At 53.9% G+C, this 22,274-nt stretch carries 21 protein-coding genes; 1 reads left to right on the forward strand and 20 read right to left on the reverse strand.

The window, feature by feature from the left end:
- The 3 genes from H5U02_07835 to H5U02_07845 form a co-directional block, all read right to left on the reverse strand.
- The coding region (locus H5U02_07835) for a lysine--tRNA ligase (protein MBC7342347.1) at positions 1–925 on the reverse strand (925 nt) is incomplete at its 3' end.
- A 38-nt stretch (positions 926–963) separates the two neighbouring features.
- Positions 964–1,458, reverse strand: a complete 495-nt coding sequence (gene greA / locus H5U02_07840) for a transcription elongation factor GreA (protein MBC7342348.1) — start codon at positions 1,456–1,458, stop codon at positions 964–966.
- Between the two features lie 209 nt (positions 1,459–1,667).
- Positions 1,668–2,912 (reverse strand): 6-phosphofructokinase, encoded by a 1,245-nt coding sequence (locus tag H5U02_07845; GenBank protein ID MBC7342349.1) that lies wholly within the window; start codon positions 2,910–2,912, stop codon positions 1,668–1,670.
- Between the two features lie 94 nt (positions 2,913–3,006).
- On the opposite strand from H5U02_07845, the gene H5U02_07850 reads away from it, so the two are divergent.
- Entirely contained in the window at positions 3,007–3,567 is a 561-nt protein-coding gene (locus H5U02_07850) for a hypothetical protein (GenBank protein MBC7342350.1), read from the forward strand.
- 16 nt (positions 3,568–3,583) lie between these two features.
- On the opposite strand, the gene H5U02_07855 is transcribed toward H5U02_07850, so the two are convergent.
- The 17 genes from H5U02_07855 to H5U02_07935 form a co-directional block, all read right to left on the reverse strand.
- The gene (locus H5U02_07855) at positions 3,584–4,027 is read right to left on the reverse strand and encodes a dUTP diphosphatase (GenBank protein MBC7342351.1); all 444 of its coding nucleotides are present in this window, start codon (positions 4,025–4,027) and stop codon (positions 3,584–3,586) included.
- A gap of 63 nt (positions 4,028–4,090) precedes the next feature.
- Complete coding sequence (gene hypE, locus H5U02_07860; protein ID MBC7342352.1) at positions 4,091–5,128, reverse strand: hydrogenase expression/formation protein HypE; 1,038 nt, start codon at positions 5,126–5,128, stop codon at positions 4,091–4,093.
- Positions 5,121–6,263 (reverse strand): hydrogenase formation protein HypD, encoded by a 1,143-nt coding sequence (hypD, locus tag H5U02_07865; GenBank protein MBC7342353.1) that lies wholly within the window; start codon positions 6,261–6,263, stop codon positions 5,121–5,123. The genes hypE and hypD overlap by 8 nt, the downstream gene beginning before the upstream one ends.
- Positions 6,244–6,480 (reverse strand): HypC/HybG/HupF family hydrogenase formation chaperone, encoded by a 237-nt coding sequence (locus H5U02_07870; GenBank protein MBC7342354.1) that lies wholly within the window; start codon positions 6,478–6,480, stop codon positions 6,244–6,246. Before H5U02_07870 ends, hypD begins: the two co-directional genes overlap by 20 nt.
- Positions 6,481–6,621: 141 nt before the next feature.
- On the reverse strand, positions 6,622–8,994 hold the full coding sequence (gene hypF, locus H5U02_07875; protein ID MBC7342355.1) for a carbamoyltransferase HypF: 2,373 nt from the start codon (positions 8,992–8,994) through the stop codon (positions 6,622–6,624).
- Positions 8,975–9,670, reverse strand: a complete 696-nt coding sequence (gene hypB, locus H5U02_07880) for a hydrogenase nickel incorporation protein HypB (protein ID MBC7342356.1) — start codon at positions 9,668–9,670, stop codon at positions 8,975–8,977. The genes hypF and hypB overlap by 20 nt, the downstream gene beginning before the upstream one ends.
- A gap of 200 nt (positions 9,671–9,870) precedes the next feature.
- Positions 9,871–10,233, reverse strand: coding sequence for a hydrogenase maturation nickel metallochaperone HypA (locus H5U02_07885; GenBank protein ID MBC7342357.1), 363 nt, complete (start codon positions 10,231–10,233; stop codon positions 9,871–9,873).
- Positions 10,234–10,246: 13 nt separating this feature from the next.
- A complete protein-coding gene (locus H5U02_07890) occupies positions 10,247–10,924 on the reverse strand; it encodes a response regulator transcription factor (protein ID MBC7342358.1) in 678 nt (225 codons plus the stop codon).
- A 34-nt stretch (positions 10,925–10,958) separates the two neighbouring features.
- Positions 10,959–12,029, reverse strand: coding sequence for a hypothetical protein (locus H5U02_07895; GenBank protein ID MBC7342359.1), 1,071 nt, complete (start codon positions 12,027–12,029; stop codon positions 10,959–10,961).
- 165 nt (positions 12,030–12,194) lie between these two features.
- The gene (gene hydG / locus H5U02_07900) at positions 12,195–13,646 is read right to left on the reverse strand and encodes a [FeFe] hydrogenase H-cluster radical SAM maturase HydG (GenBank protein ID MBC7342360.1); all 1,452 of its coding nucleotides are present in this window, start codon (positions 13,644–13,646) and stop codon (positions 12,195–12,197) included.
- Between the two features lie 65 nt (positions 13,647–13,711).
- The gene (gene hydE, locus H5U02_07905; protein MBC7342361.1) at positions 13,712–14,854 is read right to left on the reverse strand and encodes a [FeFe] hydrogenase H-cluster radical SAM maturase HydE; all 1,143 of its coding nucleotides are present in this window, start codon (positions 14,852–14,854) and stop codon (positions 13,712–13,714) included.
- Positions 14,844–16,085 (reverse strand): [FeFe] hydrogenase H-cluster maturation GTPase HydF, encoded by a 1,242-nt coding sequence (gene hydF, locus H5U02_07910; GenBank protein MBC7342362.1) that lies wholly within the window; start codon positions 16,083–16,085, stop codon positions 14,844–14,846. Before hydF ends, hydE begins: the two co-directional genes overlap by 11 nt.
- A gap of 4 nt (positions 16,086–16,089) precedes the next feature.
- On the reverse strand, positions 16,090–17,511 hold the full coding sequence (locus H5U02_07915) for an aspartate ammonia-lyase (protein ID MBC7342363.1): 1,422 nt from the start codon (positions 17,509–17,511) through the stop codon (positions 16,090–16,092).
- Between the two features lie 16 nt (positions 17,512–17,527).
- Positions 17,528–17,725 (reverse strand): CopG family transcriptional regulator, encoded by a 198-nt coding sequence (locus H5U02_07920; protein ID MBC7342364.1) that lies wholly within the window; start codon positions 17,723–17,725, stop codon positions 17,528–17,530.
- A gap of 536 nt (positions 17,726–18,261) precedes the next feature.
- Positions 18,262–19,536 (reverse strand): NAD(P)/FAD-dependent oxidoreductase, encoded by a 1,275-nt coding sequence (locus tag H5U02_07925; GenBank protein MBC7342365.1) that lies wholly within the window; start codon positions 19,534–19,536, stop codon positions 18,262–18,264.
- 27 nt (positions 19,537–19,563) lie between these two features.
- Positions 19,564–21,366 (reverse strand): aldehyde ferredoxin oxidoreductase family protein, encoded by a 1,803-nt coding sequence (locus H5U02_07930; protein ID MBC7342366.1) that lies wholly within the window; start codon positions 21,364–21,366, stop codon positions 19,564–19,566.
- Positions 21,367–21,846 (reverse strand): 4Fe-4S dicluster domain-containing protein, encoded by a 480-nt coding sequence (locus tag H5U02_07935; protein MBC7342367.1) that lies wholly within the window; start codon positions 21,844–21,846, stop codon positions 21,367–21,369.
- Positions 21,847–22,274: the final 428 nt, after the last annotated feature.

Below are 22,274 nucleotides of genomic sequence, written 5' to 3' on the forward strand. Positions count from 1 at the left end.
GATCAAGGTTAATCACTTTCCCCTGATAAGTGACTGCGGTAGTGCCCAGCGCCTCCTGGGCTATGTAGGCTACCATATTTTCGGTCAGCCGCATCATATCCTCATAGTCAGCGTAGGCCTGATAACATTCCATCATGGTAAATTCCGGGTTATGCTTGGTGGAAATACCTTCATTGCGGAAAATCCGACCAATCTCGTAGACTCGCTCCAATCCTCCTACCAACAGCCGCTTTAGGTGCAGCTCCAAGGCTATGCGTAGGTAAAGATCTATGTCCAGGGCATTGTGATGGGTAATGAAAGGTCGGGCAGCCGCACCCCCCGGAATAGTATTCATGGTAGGAGTTTCAACTTCAAGAAAACCATGTTCATCCAAATAGCGGCGCATAGCCTTAATAACCCGGCTACGGATTATGAATACTTGCCGCACCTCAGGGTTGACAATGAGGTCCAGGTATCGCTGGCGGTACCGTTGTTCCACATCCCGAAGGCCATGCCATTTCTCCGGGAGCGGCCGTAAGGACTTGCACAACAGCCTAAAGCTATCAACCTCGACCGTGATCTCTCCCCTCCGAGTACGAAACACTCGCCCCGCAACCCCTATGATATCTCCGATATCAAGCTTCTTGAATAAATTGTAAGCCTCTTCACCAACTGCATCATATTTCACGTAAACCTGGATGCGGCCTGAGCTATCAGCAATATCGGCAAAGCTAGCCTTGCCGTGTTCACGCTTGGCCATAATCCTACCAGCTATGGACACTGGCTGGTTTTCCAGCTCATCAAATTCCCTTTTTATTTGGCTGGCAAAATGGGTTTGGGGGAAACGTCCACCGAAGGGTTCAATACCTTGCTTATATAAGTCCTCTAACTTCTGACGACGTACCAACATCAATTCGTTGAGATCCTGATCAAGCGTAGCGCCCATTCTAAGCTCCTTTGCAAATGACGTTGATTCCTTTCCTTTTAGCCAGCCTTGGAACGGTGGCACTTGATCTCCATAACTTGGTACTTGAGAAGCCCGGCCGGCACCTTAATCTCTACCACCGATCCGACCTTTTGCCCCAAAACTGCTTTTCCTACCGGTGACTCATTAGAAATCTTATTTTCCGATGGATCAGCCTCTATGGATCCAACGATTTCGTACTCGAATTCTTCCCCGCCCTCGAGGTCCTTGAGAACTACGCTACACCCTAAGCTCACTTCCTCTGGAGGCGCCTTGGACACATCGATTATCTGGGCATTGCGAAGCTGCTTTTCTAAGGCCAGAATTCGCCCCTCTATAAAAGCTTGCTCATTCTTGGCATCTTCATATTCCGAGTTTTCGCTGATGTCCCCAAACTCAATCGCCTGCTTGATGCGATCGGCCACCTCTTTGCGGCGCACCGTTTTCAAGTGTTGCAACTCGTCCTCCAGTTTCTTAAGACCTTCTGCGCTTATATACACTTCCTTACCTGGCATCTCCCTCGCTCCCTCAGCCCAAATTACGGAAGAACATATGTAGCCTCCAGGGCCTTTGTGCGGCGCCCCTAAACTAGAAGAAACACTGCCGCCCCGCCTTAGGTGCGACAGTGCCCCGACTCTGTGCTCTCTATTATAGGCCTGGGTTTAACCAATTGTCAAGAAATGGCCGGGCATTCGCCCTTTGCACTTACGCGCCCAGCAGGCACCTAGACGGCTACATTGCGCCGATGGGACCTACGTACATATGCCTCCATGTCCACATATGCCGGAAGGCCCTGCCGATAGGCCACCTGGACTTCACCCTCAATCAGAGGACGAGCATAGTCCACAAATTGGCTGGTGACATCGTTACCGGCAACGTTTATCCACTGCCGAGGCACTTTTCTTTCTTGATTGGCTACCTTGTCTAAATCCACCAACTCGTAAGCGCAGGCGTACTCTTCTCCCTGGAGCCGCCTTAACGCCACCATCTTGCCGCTTTTTCCCCCAATCGCCTCTTCGACTGCTATCCGCCCCACCTGGTAGGCCTCTTCCGCATCAACTCGCGAAGCTAAATGGCTAGCGCACCGCTGGCTGCTAGCTGGGAGAATATAGCGACCCTTGATTCTCAGGTGCGTCTCTACTTGGCTAAGAAGGAATTGGCTCAGGCCCCCAAGGCGCTGATGGCCAAATTGATCTACGGCCAGAGCATCACTAAAAACATAGTTACCCTCTCTGTCCACCAGCCCTTCAGAAACCACCACCAGGACAGTTCCGTATTCATGATAGGCCGCCTCCACGTCGGCCAGGAAAGCTTCAAGGTCAAAGGCTACCTCCGGCATGTAGATCAGGTGCGGAGCATCCCCGGGTTGCCGACGTGCCAAAGCTGTGGCTGCCGCCAACCACCCGGTATTTCGGCCCATAGTCTCCACTATAACCACCTTGGTACTGGTCTCAATGCTCCTAAGGTCAATGCCCATTTCCAGAACGCTGGTGGCCAGGTATTTGGCGGCGCTGCCATAGCCAGGGCAATGGTCGGTCAGTGGCAGATCGTTGTCGATGGTCTTGGGAACTCCAATTACCCTAAGTTCGTAACCTTCCCTTTGGGCCAGCTGATCTATTTTCCAAGCTGTATCCATGGAGTCATTCCCACCAATGTATAGGAAGTAGCGGATATTATGGTAGCGGAAAATGCGAAGTAACTTTTCGTAGTCATTCCTATCCTTGAGCTGGCAGCGGCACGACCCCAAGGCCGCTCCTGGGGTGTAGCGTAGGCCTCGGATAACCGCCGGGTCTACCCGACCGAGGTCAATGAAGTCCTCCCTGAGTAAGCCTAAAACACCGTTACGGGCACCGATGACCTCGTCAATGGCCTCGCTGGCGCAAGCTGCCTCAATGGCCCCAGCCAAGCTGTTGTTGATCACGGCGGTAGGCCCACCCGATTGAGCAATCACTAAGTTCCCTTTCAACAAGAAATTCTTCCTCCCCCACCCGTTGCTGCAAAACTATTTAACCTTGACCCAAAAAGCATTCTAAGGCTAAGATTGGCATCTAGAGGGATAGACAATGGCCATTGAAATTACTGATTATCCCAGCAGCTCAGACTATGAACATATTTATCGGCTCCTAGATCACGTGACGCCTCTAGATTACGATTGCGGCATCCTCTGCGGCAAGGCTTGCTGCAACCCGGCCTACCCGGGGACGGGGATCTACCTTTTGCCCAATGAGGACAGCATGTTTTCCAGGCACGAAGATTGGCTAGAGTGGGAAGAGCACCAAGCTGCCCAGTATGACTTTCCCCCTAGTTGGACTGGCAGAGTCCTGTTCGTTCGCTGTACCCGTCCTTGCCACCGGGAGCAAAGGCCCATTCAGTGCCGAACCTTTCCTCTGGCCCCGCATTTGCTTCACGGTCAGAAACTAGTCCTCATAAAGGAGGTTTTGTCTCTTCCCTACCAGTGCCCAATCTTAAAGCAAGATATTCCCTTGAGCCCCAATTTTGCTCCCGCCCTTTATGAGGCTTGGTCACTCTTAAACCAAACCCGCCTCATTCACGACCTTTTGGTCTATGATTCCCGAAAGCGAGAACGCAATCGCTGGCTACGCCTAGAGCAGGTTTATCCATAAATATGCTTGTCTTAGTTTATCGGCCAGTGCTGCCAAAACCGCCCTGGCGGCAACCATCAGCATTATCATCATCGGTACGCAAGTACTTGATGAAAATTCCCTGGGCAATAGCTTGACCTGCTTTAATGGTGACCGGGCTTTCGCCATAGTTAATTACCGGAATCATAATATGTCCTTCGTTGTCCGGGTTATCGGCATAATCAGCATCAATGATCCCCGTACCGTTAGCCAAGCCCAAGTGATACCTAGTAGCCCAACTACTGCGAATGAAAATTTGTAGCACCTCGTCTGGCTCCATATAAGCCTTAAGACCAGTGGCAACTTTGACTATTTGCCCCGCCTCCACTGTGACGTCTTCCGCCGCCTCAATATCATAACCAGCGCTAAACCTGGTCCGGCGCCGAGGAAGATGGATGTTATGATGCCGATAAGCTGATACCACCGCAAACCGCCGGGCCACTGCCGTCCCTCCTAGAAACTATTCTAAGAGCCCTCCTACCATTGGATTCTTAAGCAGAACCTGCTAACAGATCCTAGGAAGTTGAGCTCCAACCAGCAGATCCAGGTACTTGGTTCCGCCAATGGCGGTTTTTAGGTAGACATTTCCTCTCCCCAATAGTACTTGGCCAATGATGGCTGCCTCTTGGGCCGGAGAATACTGATTCATGATATCCAGAGCCTGGCTGGCTTGGTCCGGCGCCACTATCGCCACCAGCTTGCCCTCATTAGCCAGGTACAGTGGATCTAGCCCCAAAATCTCTGCTCCTCCCCGCACTTCGCGGCGGATGGGCAGCTCGCTCTCTTCTACCTGAATATCCACTTGGCTAGCCAGGGCTATCTCCTTTAACGTCGTGGCCAGTCCACCTCGGGTAGGATCGCGCATCAACTTGATCCCAGGCACTTGAGCGATTAAATCCCGGGCCAAATCCGTTAGGGGACAGCAATCGCTCTCTACTCCAATTTGCAGGCCCAACCCTTGGCGCTGGCTTAACACGCACAGCCCGTGATCGCCAATGCTGCCACTGACCAAAACCTTATCGCCCGGCCCAACTCGCTGGTACCCCAATTGAGCTTGCGGCAACAATAGACCTATGCCGGTAGTATTAATGAAGATCTTGTCGGCATGGCCCCGAGGCACAACCTTCGTATCCCCGGCCACGATAGCAGCTCCGGCAATTCGGGCCCACTCGGCCATAGACTGGACCACGGCCTCCAGATCTCTAAGGGGAAACCCTTCTTCAATTATAAAACCACAAGTCAAGTAGAGCGGGCGAGCCCCGCTAACCGCGAGATCATTTACCGTGCCACACACAGCCAATTTGCCGATATCTCCGCCGGGAAAGAATATGGGATCGATGACAAATGAGTCGGTAGTAACCACTAAAGGCAGGCCATCGGGAGCAGGACCTTGGTCCCTGGTCATGGTGATGACGGCAGCATCCGATAGCTCTTGCAAGGCAGGATGGCCGAAGTAAGCCAGAAACAGTTCTTGAATAAGTTGGTGGGTAAGCTTCCCCCCATCTCCATGCGCCAAGAGAACAGCTTTTTCCACCTTATTCATCCGCCCCCTCCCACTGGTCACCGGCCCCCTGGGCTTCATATTGATAATAAGCGGCGCAGGCTCCCTCCGAAGAGACCATGCATGGCCCCACCGGTCGCTCGGGCCGACAGGCTCGCCCAAAAAGCTGGCACTGCTGGGGAAAAACCTTTCCTTTTAGTACTTCTCCGCAGGCACAGCCGGCAGGTATTCGAGGCGTGGGAACTTCCAGGGGGAAATGGAGTCCAGCATCCAATTCCCGGTACGCTAGTCGTAGTTTTAGGCCGCTTGCTTCGATGTTCCCTAGGCCTCTCCAGGAGGCCAAGCTGGGTTCAAAATACCGCTCAATAAGGGCCTGGGCCCGCGGGTTACCTTGCTCCCGTACCAGCCGGGAATAACCATTTAAAACCTGGGGACGACCTTCGGCTATCAGCCTAAGCAGTTTAGCCAGGGATAGAAGTATGTCCACCAGTTCAAATCCCGCCACCACCGCCGGAACTCCAAACTCAGTCCCGATAAACCTGAAGGCATTGCTGCCGATTACGGTAGAGACATGTCCAGGCAAAAGATAGCCGTCCACCATCACCTCTTTGTCCGTTAGCAAGGCCCGCATTACCGGAGGGACCAATTTATGCAAAGAAAAGATATAGAAGTTGCCAAGCTGCAAAGCTTGAGCTTTTTCTATAGCCAGGCCAATGGCGGGAACAGTAGTCTCGAATCCAACCGCTAGGAATACCACCTGGGTCTCAGGATGGCAATGGGCAAAGTCTACCGCACTTTCGGGCGAATAGAAAACCTCTACCCGTCCTCCCCAGCCTCGAACCTCCTCCAGGCTGCCGTGGCTTCCCGGAACTCGCATCATATCCCCAAAAGTAGCTATGGTAACACCCGGCAACCGTGCCAGAGCTATCGCCCGGTCAATATCTCCATAATCGGTAACGCAAACCGGGCAGCCAGGCCCGCTTTTTAATATTACCTTTTCCCTCAGCAAGCTTCGCAAACCTAGTCGGGAAATGGTTACGGTATGGGTTCCGCAGACCTCCATGATGACCGGCCAGCGGCCTAGGCGGTGGCACGCCCGATCCGCCCACTGCTCAACTTGGGCAAGGATCTTCTTGCCCAGTTCCGGATCGCGGTAGCTAGCCAGCACTTTGGTCATAAGCAAGGAATTGTTCCCAGAGCTCAATCCGTTCCCGCGCCTCCTCCGGATCTACCTTTTCAAGGGCGTAACCAGCGTGGATCATTAGGTAATCACCCACCGCCACCGAATCAATCAGTGCAGTCGAGGCCCGGACTTTTACCCCCATAGCATCGACCACCACATATTTCCCACCCTCCTGAATCTCTTCCACTCGTCCCGGCACTCCTAAACACATAGCTTCTCCCTCCCTTGCCTGCCCAGTACTTCCTAAACGTTCCCCATGCTGGGGCGCTGGCGCCGGCTCAAAACAGGCTCGCCAGCGCTTCGCTCCTCCGTGGTCTAGCGTTGATTTGCTCGCCAACCCGGCGCAAGCAGGTTAGTCCTTAACTTTAGAGAGCCACCGCCCAATAACGGCCTGGCCCAGGCTAATCCCCCCGTCACCTGGCGGCACCAAGCGGTGGCTAAAAACCTCGAATCCACGGCGGGTGAGCTCCTCTCTGGTCCTAATCAATAGATATGGGTTCTGCCAAGTCCCACCGCTCAAGACCACGGCGCCGAGGCCAGTTCGCTCTCGCACAGGCTGGACGGCTGCTACTACCATAGCCACCACCGTTTCGTGAAAGCGAAGAGCGATATACTCAGGATCGAGCCCTCGCTCCAAGTCTATCAATAAGGCGTCAAACATCGCCTGAAGCTTAATAACGCCCTCCGCCAGCTCAAAAGGATAAGGCGCCGGGGCTGTTCCCAGGGCTGGTCTCGCCTGTTCCCGGACTAGCTCCCCCAGCTCCATCGCGGCCTGGCCCTCGTAAGTATTTTCCTGACAAATATCCAGCAGAGCAGAAACCGCATCAAATAGCCGGCCGGCACTGGAGGCAAGCGGACAGTTGAACCCGCTGGCAATCAACCTCCTTACCGCGTCTACCTCTTCCTGGCTCCGACCTAAAAGGCGGCTCCACCTACTTACCCTTGCTGCCGACCCCACGGTACTTAAAAATGCGATGGCCATTACCCAAGGCCGACGTACTGCCCGTTCACCCCCAGGCAAGGGCACGTACTGCAAGTGCCAATGACGCCTAAAATGCCGGAGATCCCCACTCAAGATTTCAAACCCCCACATATTGCCATCCAAACCATAGCCGGTGCCATCAAGGATGGCACCGATGGCCGGTCCCGGGTACCCGTTTTCTGCCAAACAGGCCGCCATATGAGCATGGTGATGCTGCACCCCAATATACTCCTGCGCGGGAAGGTTTTGAGCAATTTGTGAGGACCGGTAATGAGGATGCAAATCATAAACTACCACCCTGGGTTCAGCCTCGATAAGCCGTATAAAGCTGGCCAGGGACGCGCGTAAATTCTCCTCCCCTTCCACCAACTCCAACTCGCCGATATGCTGGCTGAGAAAGGCGTTATTCCCTTTGAGCAAGCAAAAAGTGTTTTTCATCTCTGCCCCTATACCCAAAACGTCGGGACCTGAACCTTCCCCAGGAACGGTTATCGGCTCAGGTACGTATCCGCGAGAGCGACGCAAAAAAATGGGGTGAGGGCCAGCCAGCTGAACCAACGAATCATCGCAGCGATTAACAATATCCCGGTTATGCCACAAGAAATAATCGGCAAGCCCCGCCAGCTCCTGCAAGGCAGACTGATTATCCTTGGCCAGGGGCAGCTCGCTCTTGTTGCCGCTGGTCATGACTAAAAGCCGAAAGGGACCCGACAACAAAAGACAATGTAATGGGGTGTAAGGAAGCATGACCCCCAAAGTCCTCAAGCCCGGCGCTATGGCCTTGGGCAATACCGATTGGGTCTCGGGCCTTTGCACTAATACCACTATGGGCGCTGCTGGAGATGTGAGCAAGGCCGCCTCCGACTCACTCACTTGGCACAATTCCCGCGCAGTCTCCAAATCCCGAACCATAACCGCAAAGGGTTTGGCTTCCCTGCCCTTGTTGCGGCGAAGCCGCTCTACTGCCTCCTGGTTAAAGGCATCGCATGCCAGGTGAAATCCACCCAGGCTCTTGACGGCCACGATCTTTCCTTGGGCCAATAGCGACCAGACCGCCTCCAACCACTGCACCCCATCGCTAGACGAACTGCCCCCCATTCTCTGCCCCTTGGCATCCACCAGCTCAACCTGAGGTCCGCAAGCCGGGCAAGCTACTGGTTGGGCGTGAAAACGGCGATCCATAGGATGGCGGTATTCGGCAGCGCACTCCGGGCACATGGGAAATGCTGCCATGGAAGTCTTGGAGCGATCGTAGGGTAGTTCGTTGATGATGGTGAAACGAGGTCCACAATTGGTACAGTTGGTAAAAGGGTACCGAAAATGCCTATCTTGAGGGTCAGCGATTTCTCGCCGACAATCAGGGCAAAGAGCCACATCGGGAGGCACTAGCGCCTTGACTTCTTTTTCTTTTTGACTGGCACGGATACTGAAGCCCCGCTCGCCTACCGGAGCCATCTCTTCATAAACCATTTTCTCCACCCGGGCTAGGCGGGGCGGGCGTTCACGTATCTCCTTTAGGAAAGCCTGCAATGCCTCTTCCGGACCCTCAGCTTCGATGATCACCCCTTGGCTGGAATTAAGCACTGTCCCTGCAATCCCACAGGCTATCGCCAGGTTGTATACGAAAGGGCGAAAACCTACTCCTTGCACTACCCCGGTGATTGTCACCCGGTAGCGCCGCCAGCCTACCCGGCCGGTGCTTTGGCTGGCCAGTTGCCCTTCACTACCCTTGCCTTTGGTCATAGTCTTGTTTCTTCTCCCGTTTAACCTGGACTTGTTGGCGCAGCCACCGGCAAAAGTCCTCTACCCCCTCGCCGGTTTTGGCCGAAGTGGCAAACATGGCCACCTTGGGATTAAGTCCGAAGATTTCCTGTCGAGCTGCCCCCAGATCAAAATCTGTATATGGTAAAAGATCGACCTTGGTAAGCACGCAAGCCTGCGCTTGGTGGAATACTAGGGGATATTTAGCCGGTTTATCGCTACCCTCGGATACGCTGAGCAGGGCAACCTTGATGTCTTCTCCCAAGTCAAATTCGGCCGGACATACCAAATTGCCCACGTTTTCGATGAATAATAGATCCAGCCGCTTCCCGCATTGGAGTTCAAGTTCCTGCCAAGCTCGCTCTATCATTCCGGCGTCCAGGTGGCAGGCACCTTTAGTGTTGATTTGCACAGTAGCTACCTTTAAGCGGGCAATCCGTTCGGCATCGCGGCAGGTGTAGATATCACCTTCGATCACCCCTACCGCCAAGTCCCGGCTCACATCTTCCAGCACTTGCTCAAGCAAAGTGGTTTTGCCGGCCCCAGGGGCACTTATTAGGTTAACTACTAGAGTGCCCAAGCTGTCCCAACGCAACCGGTTGCGGCCAGCAATGCCATCATTGGCCTCCAAGAGATCCTGGGCTACTATTACCTTCACGCTCTGCCTCCTCCTCCGACAAAACATAGATTTCTAGCTAGGACGCTGTTCCTTTACTCCGTAATCCTGCGCTCCGTCCTCGTCCTCGCCCTCGCTGAGGTGGCTTGGCCGCTTGGCTTATGTCGCTTCCGAAACAGCATCCTAACGTCGCTACGTGCCTTTTTCATGCCTAGCTATGTAGGTGGGGGATGGGCCCCTCCTTACTCCCCCTCAAAATAATCAACCTGGAGCTCCCGACCAGAGATGACTTGAGCTGGCCGGTTACAGGTTGAACACATCAACGACAAATCATCAACCTTGAATTGCTTGTGGCACTCGGGACACTGGGCCAAGACCTCCCGCTCTTCAATCTCTAACACTGCGTTCTCCCAATTGATGCCATGGCTACCATTCTCGGTACTGGGCCGAGTTAAGACCTGAAAGGCCAATTCCAAAGCTTCCGGCATAGCCGCAGTTAGTTTGCCAACAATAATCCTAACTTTGGTAATCCGGGAGATGTCATGGGCGCGAGCGCTTTGTTCGATTATATCGATGAGATTCTCCATTAATGCCAACTCGTGCAAATCCATTGCCCCTCTAGGATCGATTTTCGATCAGCCCGTGCCTCATGGCATAGGCGGCGGCCTGAACCCGATTTTTGGTATGTAACTTGTCCAAAATATTACGAATATGGTTTTTAACTGTGTTCTCGCTGATAAACATGCGCTCAGCAATTTCCCGATTGGATGCTCCTAGGGCTACCCAACGCAGCACTTCTTTTTCCCTAGGCGTCAGTGACTCTTTGCCTCGTTCTTGGCAGGTGCCAAGCAGGCCCCGGGCCAGCCCATCTAGCATCTTTCCCGCCATAAGTGGCGAGATCGGCGCCTCGCCGCGGGAAAGTCCGCGGAGAAAGCAGAGCAGCTGGTCAGGGTCCACTGTCTTCAATAGGTACCCCTGGGCGCCAGCCCGAATAGCCTGGAACAGTTCCTCGTCGCTATCCGAAACCGTTAACATGATTACCCGGGTCTGGGGCGACTGTTCCCGTATTCTTCGCGTGGCCTCTATGCCATTTAGGCCTGGCATGTTGATATCCATAAGCACCACATCAGGGCCAAGAACCCGGACTTTATCAACAGCCTCCCAGCCATCCTGAGCTTCACCTACTACCTCCACCTCCGGACTGGGGGCTAACAACGCCACCAAACCTTTGCGAACCAAAGCATGGTCATCGGCAATTAAAACCCTTAGCTTACCATGCACCTCTACCCCTCCCATCAAGCGGAAGCATTGCCATGGCCAAGGGTTAGCTTCAGGAGTGGGGAATATAAAGGATTACCCTGGTACCCTTGCCTGGGCGAGAGCGCCAGGCAATAATTCCTCCTATTTCTTGCGCCCTTTCCTGCATGCCAGTCAGCCCCAGCCCGGCTACTTTACCTTTTCTTTCCTGGCGGCTGTGGTCCATTCCTACCCCGTCATCCTTGATTCGCACCGCCGTGCCCCGACTGCCTTGATGCCATCTAACCACTACCTGGGAAGCCTGTGCATGTTTAGCCACATTGACTAGCGCTTCTTGGACAATGCGGACCACTTCCCCCTTCACGGCAGGAGCCAGGTCTTTGCCCTGCCCGCCAGGGTTGGTTCCGGTAGCCATGATTTTGATCCGGTTGCGCCGGCTAAAATCCTGACTGCAGTTTAACAGCAATTCTGGTAGCGGTGCCTGTAACCAGGCCAGGGAATCGGATATAGTTGGAAAAGTAAGGCCCCAGAGGGTCTTGCGAAGATCGTCGGCGGCCTTTACTACTTCTGAGCGAACCCCGCTTATTTCTTCCCTGAACCCAGAGGCACTTTGTTCTAGAGCACCCAAGGTAAAGTATATATAACTTAGAGATTGGGATAACCCATCGTGCAGCTCTTGACGCAAGCGCTGTCGTTCCTTAATAATCGCCTTCACTATGGCCATGGCCCCCGTCTCTTGAGCTAGCCGATCAAAAAGAAGGATCGCTTGGATGAATTTTAATTCTTTGCCGGTTAGCTCCCGATCCCGGTCCCATAAATAATTGAGGAACCCTTCCAATCCCCTGGCCCCATGCAGCGGTATAGCTAATAATTGTACCCAGGCATCGCCCTTGCCAGCCAACAAGCCCTTCACGCTGGCAAAGCAATAGCCTTCCCCTTCACCCTTGACCACAATAGCCTCCAAGAAACGCTTTAGATGGGGCCAAACCGTGCGCTTCCCCAACCCCCACGCTAAAAAGGGCATGGAACCTAGGGAAAAGAAAACTCCACCGCGTGCTCCCAACGCTTCCCCCAAGCTCATGGCCGCAGCCGACAGGGGATCGGCGCTGGGTTTAGGCCCAATATTGGCTCTGGCACCGCCCACGATGAATTCTCCCAATTTAGAATTTATTGGTGATATGGACCACGCCGTTTAGGTTCTAAGCAAACAGGTAGCCTATGGCTAGTAACATTATACCATAGGCTCACCCAAAAGAACTATAATATTTCTACTTTTATCATATAAGCCAATACTCCCCATTTGCTTGCTTTAGAAGTATAGGTCCCGCTCTCCGGCTTCGATCCGACTCAACCTTTCTTCGGTCTGCTGGCGGATCTTGGGGTTAGGGATTTGATTTAAATGCTCCTTGAGGGTGGCATCCCCTATGGCCTTAGTTTCAGGATCCGCGTAATCCATGAGAAACTCCTTGAACGTCAACATAGCATTGGGCTGACAGAGGTTCTGGATCTCGCCGCTCTTGGCAAAGGCCATAAACCGGTCCCCGGTTCGGCCCTTCCGATAACAGGCAGTACAATAGCTGGGGATGTAACCTGACTGGCAAATGCTCCGGATTACCTCTTGCGGGCTGCGGGTATCCTCGACTTGGAATTGAGGGGTATCTGCCTTATCCAGGTAGCTGGCGGTGCCCGCAACCGGCTGGCACCTTTTTTCTGCTTCTTCTTTGTATCCTCCTACTCCGGTACAAGATCCAGCGCTGATTTGAGAAATGCCAATATCAATGAGCTCATCTCTAAACTCGGGCCGCTCACGGGTAGAAAGGATCATCCCAGTATAGGGAACCGCCAGCCGCAGTACTGCCACTAACTTCTTGAAATCAGCATCGTCCACCAGGTAAGGAAACTCCTCCAAGTCCACCCCCAACGCCGGGCGCAGCCTAGGGACAGAGATGGTGTGGCAACCTACGCCAAATCGCTCCTCCAAGTGCTGAGCGTGAAGGATGAGCCCCAATACCTCAAATTTATAATCATAGAGGCCAAAAAGAGCCCCAAGTCCTACATCATCGATGCCCGCCATCATCGCCCTGTCCATGGCAGTGGTATGCCAATCATAGTCTGCCTTGGGCCCAGATGGATGCATGTAGGCGTAGGTAGGACGGTGATAGGTCTCCTGGAAAAGAGTATAAGTTCCAATCTTGGCTTCTTTGAGCAAGCGATAATCCTCCACCGTGGTAGCAGCTATGTCCACGTTTACCCGACGAATGCTTCCGTTCTTAAACTTAACTCCATAAATAGTCTGGATCACTTCTACCACGTATTCAATGGGGCAGTTGACCGGATCCTCGCCTGCTTCCAAGAGCAAGCGCTTGTGGCCCATTTCTTCTAAAATGGTCACTTCTTCCCTAACTTCATCCATGGTCAGTCGGCGGCGGGGAAATAGATTGTGGCGCCGGTAGCCGCAGTAACGGCAATTGTTAATACAGTAATTGCTGAAGTACAGCGGCGCAAAGAGCACCAGCCGCTTGCCATAGATCTTTTCCTTTACTGCATGAGCGGTAGCGTAAAGTTGTTCCAGGCTCTCCCCATCTTCCAGCGCCAAAAGCTTAGCCACCTCAAGCAAGCTTATCCCGCGAGCCTCAGCAGCCTTGGTCAGAATATCTTCTAATTCCTTCGACTCGGGCGGCTGCTCGGCCTGCCGCAATGTCTCCTCGATCAGCGCGTGATCGATGAATTCTGCCACTTCATATTGGTCTTTATTAATCATACTTAACCCTCCCTGTCGCCATTTGCCTTCAGTTGAAGCCCTGGTTATGTAACGCCACTCCGAACCTACTCCACCGCTTGAATGCAGGTCTCACCTAGTGACACCAAGCCACCCCCAAACTTGGCCTTGGGAGAGTGACCGTAGCCGGAAGCCAATTTCCTTTTGGCTCTGGCTAGCAACTGCAAGAGGTCCTGCCAGCTCTCTTCAGGCTCCTGAGTAATCCCCGCTTTATCGGGGTAAATGGCGTAGTCTAAACGATATCTTCTAGGCATGATATTAGGCATAATCACGTTGGCTCCGCAGGCCAGCGCCCGCAAGCGGCCTTCAGGGTCCAAGGTGGCCAAAGCGGTAGTTGCTGGCAAGTGGGTGAACGGTAAGAGCAGCCGAGCCACAGCTAAGACCTTCAGAGTCATTTCCACTGACCCAGCCGGGCTATCGCCTAAAGGAGTATCTGGATGGGGAATAAAGGGTCCAATGCCAGCCATCTCCACATCCAACTTCCACAACAGAATTAGGTCCTGGGACAGGGTATCCAGAGTTTGGCCTGGGAGACCAACAATGTTGCCGGCGCCCACTTGATAGCCCAACTCCCGCAGCCAATCAAGATGCCTTAATCGATCAGCCAAGGACGTGCCTGGCCGGAGCTGGGCAAAAAGGCTGGCATCCGCCGTTTCGTGTTTCAAGAGGTAGCGATCAGCGCCAGCGGCCCGCCACTCAGCATAATCCTCATAAGAACGGTTGCCCAAACTTAGAGTGACCGCCAAGCCTAGACCGTGCTTTATCGAGCTGACTACCTGGCTCATAATCTCCCGGCTGTACCAGAAATCTTCTCCCGACTGTAAGACTATGGTCTTAACCCCTAGAGCCGCCCCCCGCTTGGCCACCTCTATTATTTCTTCCGGGTCGAGGCGGTAGCGCCTCAATTTGCGGTTGCTATAGCGCAAACCACAGTAAAAGCAATTTCGATAACAATAATTGGAAAACTCGATTATGCCCCGAAAGTGGACTTCGTCCCCAAAAACTTGCTCTCGTATCCAGTCAGCTCGGGAAAATAGCTCTTCTTTATCCTGGCCTTCAGCACCAAGAAGGGTCTTGATATCTCGTTCAAGTACCGCCAAGGCATCGGTTTCCAACCCTGGTCGGTAATCCAGCCGGTTCGTGCCCCAATTTTGTACTCGCTCCAAGGCAGCTAGGAACTCAGATGACATATTCCTGCTCCCCCTCTTCCAGCATCGCCCGCACCAGCGGGAAAGGGGATAGTGCCCGCGGCAATATGCCATGAAGGTGGGCAATAGCCACCCCATAATTGACGATGGGGACGCCTGCTTCCTGGGCTACCATGATTCGGTACAGCATTTCCCGCCGGTTGATCATGCAGGCCCCGCAATGGACGATCAGCTGGTATTTATGAAGATCAGGAGGAAAATCCCCTCCGCTCTTCCAGGCAAACTCTAGCTCACCGCCTACATATTGGCGCAGCCACCGCGGAATCTTTACCGTGCCAATATCATCTGCCACCCGATGGTGAGTGCAGGCTTCCGCGATTAGAACCTTATCGCCAGGCTTCAACCGATCAATGGCCTTGGCACCCCGAACCAGGGCCTCCAGATCGCCTTTATAGCGAGCAAACAGAATAGAGAATGAAGTCAGCATCACATCCCTGGGGGTATCGGCATCAACCTTGGGAAACACCTGAGAATCGGTAATTACCAGTTTGGGGCGACTGCTAAGCTTCCTAAACATTTCTTTCAGTTCGCGTTCCTTGACTATGGCAGCACAAGCATCATGATCGAGGATATCTCTAATGGTTTGCACCTGGGGCAGGATGATCCGCCCTTTGGGAGCAGCCAGATCAATGGGCACCACCAATATGACGAGATCGCCAGGGTTAATCAGATCACCGACAATGGTTGGAGCGGTCCAATCGGCCGGAGCCAAGCGCACCATCTGTTTTTTCAGCTCATCAATCCCCTGCCGGGTAACAGCGCTCACTTGTACTACTGGTACTCCCAGTTTTTGTCCCCAGTCATTGACTTCGCCGTCTAAAGTATACAAGTCAACTTTATTGATCACCCCAATGATGGGAGTGTTTTGCTCTCGAGCCCTTTCGACTATGCCTTCCTCAAACTCGCTTACTCCCATGGCTGGATCGATGACCAGCAGAGCCAAGTCGGTGCGGTGCAGCACGTCCAGGGTCTTCTGAACCCGCATCTCTCCCAGAAGACCCACATCATCGATGCCGGCAGTATCAATCATCATTACTGGCCCTATGGGCAAAAGCTCCATAGCCTTAGAAACCGGGTCAGTGGTGGTACCAGGCACATCGGAAACAATGGCTAAGTTTTGGTTGGTCAAGGCATTAATCAGGCTCGACTTGCCGGCATTGCGCCGACCAAAGATGGCTATGTGCAAGCGGCTGCCCTTAGGCGTGTCGTCCATGCTATCACACCTCCCTGGTAGAGTTGGGTCGCAACCGTACCATTCCTGGCCGAGTCAGGCGCTCCGGAGCCAGGATTGCTTCCAATTCTTCCTTGGTAAAAAGACCTCTAGCCAACAAGGTCTCGGTTACTGAGCGGCCGGTTCGCTCTATCTCCAGTACGATCTCGGTGGCCTGCTCATATCCCAGCGCCGGTACCAAAGCTGTTATTAGCTCAAAGCTCTGATCCAGAAGCTGGCGGCAGCGCTCCCGATTGGCCTGGATGCCAACTACGCATCCCAAGCGGAACCGTTCCACTGCCCGCCGCATGATTTCCAGCGAGTCCAGCAACCGGTCCGCTACCAAAGGCAGAAAAGCATTGAGTTCTAACTTTCCCGCTTGGGTAGCCAGAGTGATGGCTAGGTCGTTGGCCATTACTTGGTATGCCACTTGTACCACCATTTCTGGAATGACCGGGTTTACCTTGCCGGGCATAATGGAAGAGCCGGCCTGCACCTCAGGCAGGTGGATCTCTGCCAAGCCGGCCCGGGGACCAGAAGCAAGGATAATGATGTCGGTAGCAATCTTGGCTAAATTGACTGCGCTAGCCTTGACCAACCCCGATACTTCCGCAAAAATGTCGGCGTTTTGGGTAGGATCAATGGTGTTTTCGGCTCGAGCTAGACCCAGTCCCGTCAGGGTGCGCAGCTTTTCCACCACCAGAAAAATGTATCGCCGATCGGCGTTTAGACCAGTACCTACGGCAGTGCCGCCTAAGTTGATTTCCCTCAATCTTTCCTCCACTTTGTATAGGCGCCAACGATCCCTGGCAATGGCTTCAGCAAAAGCACCAAACTCCTGCCCCAAGGTTACCGGCACCGCATCCTGCATTTCGGTGCGACCCACTTTCAGTACACCAGCAAATTCAGCCTCTTTGGCCTGAAAGGCCGCTTGCAGGTCAGCTAGGGCATCAGCCAGGGGGAGAAGCAACCTGATACAGGCTACCCGTACCGCCGTAGGATAAACGTCATTGGTAGACTGGCTCAGGTTGACATGGTTAATGGGGTGGACCATCTCATAATCCCCTTTAGTACCGCCCAGGATCTCAATCGCTCGATTGGCTATAACCTCGTTCATATTCATGTTGGTGCTGGTGCCGGCCCCACCTTGCAGAGCATCCACTGGAAACTGGTCCCAAAGTTTACCCTCGGCAATTTCACTGGCGGCCTGGATTATAGCCCTGCCAATGCTAGGCTGAAGGAAGCCACAAGCCAAGTTGGCTTCGGCCGCCGCTTGCTTTACTAGCGCCAGGGATTTTATGAGCTCAGGATGTACCCTCCGGCCACTAACGGGAAAGTTCTCTACCGCCCGGTGGGTATGAATTCCGTAATAGGCATCCTGAGGGATGCGCCTTTCCCCAATTAGATCGCGTTCGGTTCGAAAGCTCACGGCGCCTCTCCTCCCCTCAGCGGCCCGCGAGGGCAGCTTTCACCTGAATGCCCTTTAGGCCACCGAGTTTACCGGTTAGGGCCCCAACTTCGTCGGTAGTCCCGTCAATTATTAAGGCTATCACGGCTACATCGCGCTCCCGGTAAGGGATGCCCATTCGCCCAACGATAATGTCCCCGTAGGCGCTCAGGATCTCATTTACCCGAGGCGCCATTTTCTCGCGGTTTTCAATTACTATCCCGACTACTCCGATCCTTCGATCTTGACCCTCCGCCAACTGCGTCTCCTCCAAAAACCCTTAATTTGGTCCGCTTCCCAATTCCTTCCGGAGCCACCTGAGGTTCCGTCTCGGCCCCCGGTGACAGGTGAACCGGCTAGCTTCGGCTCCGTTGACCTCATTAAAAAAACCGCTCCCTGCACCCAGAGAGCGGCCTCCTGCTTTTCTCCCCCTTGATTCAGGATAACCCTCCTCTCAGGGTGCCGTAACCTGCTTGCCCGCACCTCAGGCCCAACCTCAGCTTAGCCATTTGCCAGCGGTCATTTCGCCCTTGATGCAAGCTTATTAACTTTTCAAACTTAAGCTACCATTTTGTGCTCGAAGTGACAAGCCCGATTAGCCTTAACCTGGGAGCTTGTGCATGACAGAACTAGCTCGTTCGAAAGAATAAGCTACAATGCTCCCTAGCGCGTGGTTTTCCCTCCTACACACAGAGCCAAGCTAATTCCTACTAAAGGTTAGCAGGGCTCTGTTCAATCGGCCCAGGCCGGAAGCCTGAGCCACTGAGCTATGCTCAGACGGCCTAGCAGGAAAGCTTCCAACAGTGGAGATCCCAATTCTTTCCCGATGTACTTCAGCAAGGTTCCAACCCCGGCCGGGGACTCCCCACGAGGACCAACCGCGGCCACCCCCACCAGTTGGTTACCCCGGAGCACTACTTTCCGATAGAGCTGGCGCCGAGAATCCTTTCTGCTTAGCACGCGATAGGGCAATTCGGGCTGGGACTGGTCCGGCTGCGGAGGTCTTACCATCCCCCCGGTGATGATCCCAAGATCCCCCAATACCAAAGAGTTCATGGCCAAGCTCCCCGGATAAGAAAGGCTTGCCCCAGCCATGTTCGCCCCGGCTATCCGACCTTGCTCCACTGCGTTGCCCCAAAGGGCATTTACTCGCGACGCCTGCCAAGCCCGGTCCCAAGTTTCCGCCACATCGCCAGCAGCATAGACGGCGGGCACAGCTGTTTCTAGGAATTGATTTACAGCAATGCCCCGCCTCCCGATAGCCTCGGTGGCTAGGAGAATATCTCGGTTGGGCTGTACCCCCTTCCCAACCACTACTACTTTAGCCGCCAGGGCCTTTCCGGAACGAAGAATGACCCTTTCCGCCCGCCCGGTTCCTTCTATAGCTACCACATCGTCCCCCAGCAGCACCTGCACCCCTTCGCGCTCTAAAGCAGCTTGGGCCATTTCTGCCCCCTCAGCATCCAAGATTTGGGACAATACTTGGGGCGAAGAGACAACCATGGTTACCTTGGCTCCAGCTCCTAAAAGCCCCTCCGCCGCTTTGACACCCACCAGGCCTCCGCCTACCACCACCGCAGGATCCCCAGGCCTGATGAGAGCGCGAATAGCCTGGGCATGGTCCAGGGTCCGCAGGGGGAAAACCCCAGGCAGATCCTTTCCTGGCACATCGATCATCTGCGGCCGGGCGCCGGTGGCCACCAGCAATCGGTCGTATGGTAGCCACCGGCCATCTTCCAACAAAACCTCCCGCCTGTCTACATCCAAGCCCCAGGCTTTTACCCCCAAATAGGCCTCCACTCGCTCCCTGCGGTACCAGTCTTCCTCGGCCAAAAATAGTGCCTCCCGGTTTACCCGCCCACCCAAGTAATAGGAGGTCAATACTCGGCCATAATAAGGGTAAGGCTCTTCCCCAATGATGCTGATACTGCCATCAGGGTCGGCAGCCCGGATAGCCCGGGCTGCACTGACGCCGGCGGCGCTGTTGCCTATGACTACGTAGCGCATGTCTTTAGCCTCCGTAAATAACCTGGCCTACAGGCCTAGGCGGCGACGAGTAGCTTCAGTAATCCTGCCTTCCTCATCCCAGCCGCGAGCCTGGTAATACAGCGGTAACATTTCTTTGAGGCTGCTGACTTTGCCCTGGCCAGGGCCCTCAGGCATGGGCTCTTCCAACAAACGTGGAGCTAGCGTGTCGTCATCCTTGGTCAGACCTGCGGCCAAGTTAAATGCGCGTTCCAGATTCCAGATCCTTTCCCCAGCCATCACCGCACTTTCCTTGGTATAGTCGACTCCCGTGGCCGGCTTAAGCATAGCCACTACCTCCGGTGCCCCAATGGCAAAGGTAGTAAACAGACAAATACCGCTGGAATCAACCAAGGCAGTAAGATCTTGGAATGCCTTGACTAGCTCTGCCTTGCCTTGGGCCGATAGTGGATCGGTTTGGGTTGGAATACCCAAGATCTCGGAAGCCACCGTATAACCTCGGACGTGGCAACCGCCGCGGTTGGAAGTAGCGTAATTGAGGCCTATTCCTTGGATGCTTCGGGGGTCGTAAGCCGGGTACTCTTGTTTCTTAGTGGACATGGACAGCTCAGGATGGCCGTAGCGCTCTGCCAAACGGTAGGACCCAAGGGCCAGAAGGTCGCCCACCCCTTCTCGGTAAGCAACCTTGCGAGCAGCCTCTACCAACACCTTGGCGTTACCAAATTCCAGAACTAAGTCGCTATCACCAGCCGGCATATAGCCACGTTGGTAAAGCTCCATGGCGCAAGCCAAAGTAGATCCAAAACTGATAGGGTCATAGCCCAACTCGTTAGCCAGGAAATTAGCTTTGCTCACCGCCGCCAAGTCGCTGACACCGCAATCAGAGCCTAGAGCCCAAATTGCCTCGTACTCCGGGCCTTCTCCATGGCTTGCAAACGGACCACTTTCAATGTTAACGGCCCGCCCGCAGCCCATGGGGCAAGCCAAACATGCCTTATTGCGAACTAAATAATCGGCAGCCAAGGCCTCGCCGCTAATCTTTTCCGCTTCCGGGAAAACTCCCGTACGGAAATTCCAACTAGGCAAGGCACCATGGCTGTTAATGGTGTTGACCAGCACCGCTGTGCCGTATGTCGGTAGGCCCGAAGAGGTTACTGGGTTGGTTTTAATCTTTTCGTTCATTATTCTTAATACTGCCTCACGGAAGCCTTGGGGATCGGCCACCTTGACGCCTTTGGTGCCTCGCACCACCACTGCCTTTAAGTTCTTGGAGCCCATGACTGCGCCTACGCCCGAGCGACCAGCAGCCCGGTTCTTATCGTTGATTATGCAAGCAAAGAGCACCAGATTCTCGCCCGCCGGGCCGATGCAAGCTACCTTGGCTTCGGGATGGGTCTCCTGCACCAATAGGTCGGTAGCCTCATGGGTGTTCAGCCCCCAAATGTGCTCAGCCGAGCGAAGCTCCACCTCATCGTTGTTAATGAAAAGGTATACAGGTTTGTCCGCCTTCCCTTCAAAGATGATGCCGTCGTAGCCCGCATATTTCAGCTCGCCCGGGAAATACCCGCCGGAGTTGGAACCGGCAATTGCTCCTGTCAAGGGGGACTTGGTAACTACATCATACCGGCTAGCAGATACGGCACTAGTACCGGTTAGCGGACCGGTCATGAAAATCAGTTTGTTTTCCGGGGACAAGGCATCGATTTTCGGATCAACCTCTTCCGCTAGGAACTTGCTGGCCAGACCCCGAGCGCCCACGTAATCCCGCGCCCAATCAGGATTTAAGGGCTCAGTAGTAATCGTACCATCAGTTAGGTTTACTCTTAATATCTGACCCATCCAGCCGTACATCTAGCCCACCTCCCGCATTAGCTCTTTCATCCTGCGAGCTACTTTCTTGCGCTTGGCCAAGCCAAGCTCAGTTGGCTCTTTATATTCCAAGGCTTGGGTTGGGCAGAAGAGAACGCATTCCGGCTCACCATCGCAGAGATCGCACTTAACTACTTGTTGCTCGGACACCGAATAATCTACTCCCCCGAACGGGCAAGCCATAATGCACATCCGGCAGCCAATGCATCGGTCAGAATTGATCTTGACTGCTTGGGTTTGAACATCCCGATAAATGGCCCCAGCAGGGCAGATTTCCATACAGAAAGGTTCATCACAATGCTGGCAAACTATGGGCAAATAGACATCGTCTTCTAAGAAGACTGCCACGCTAAGCCGGGCAGCTGCCGGGTTGAACTCGCCCACCTTCTTAAAGGCACAAGCTAGCTCACACCTGCGACAGGCGATACACTTCTCTTGATTCACTACCAGCGTCTTCGCCATCCCCATACCTCCGTTCCTTTCAATAAACTAGATTCGCAAGCCACCCTTCCTAAGCTTTACGCCGCCCCAAAGACTATCCTATCCCTTTGCCTTCACCTCCAACGCGGCGGTTGCCGCCAAGCCTCTTGACCCTTTTGCCGCTTACAGATCCAGAGCTCAAAAAATAGAGCACTCCTTGGAGGAGCGCCCTTCCTTTGCCCAATAGCAGGCGGAGAAATTACTCCCTCCACCCTAACGCTTGCCTTTCCCTGCTGGGAAGCAGCAAGTCGGAAGAGCTCGGTCTGGCTACCGGGCCATTATTTGAGTAGTAATTCTATATCACAATCCATAATCCTGCCCCAAAATGTAAAAAATTTACTTGAGCTATTATCGTCAAATTGTAAAACTAATAGGACGGGGAAGCCGGCGGGTGGGTCGCCCGACCCACC

This window comes from Clostridia bacterium, from assembly GCA_014360065.1.
Classification (GTDB): domain Bacteria; phylum Bacillota; class DSM-521; order Neomoorellales; family JACIYF01; genus JACIYF01.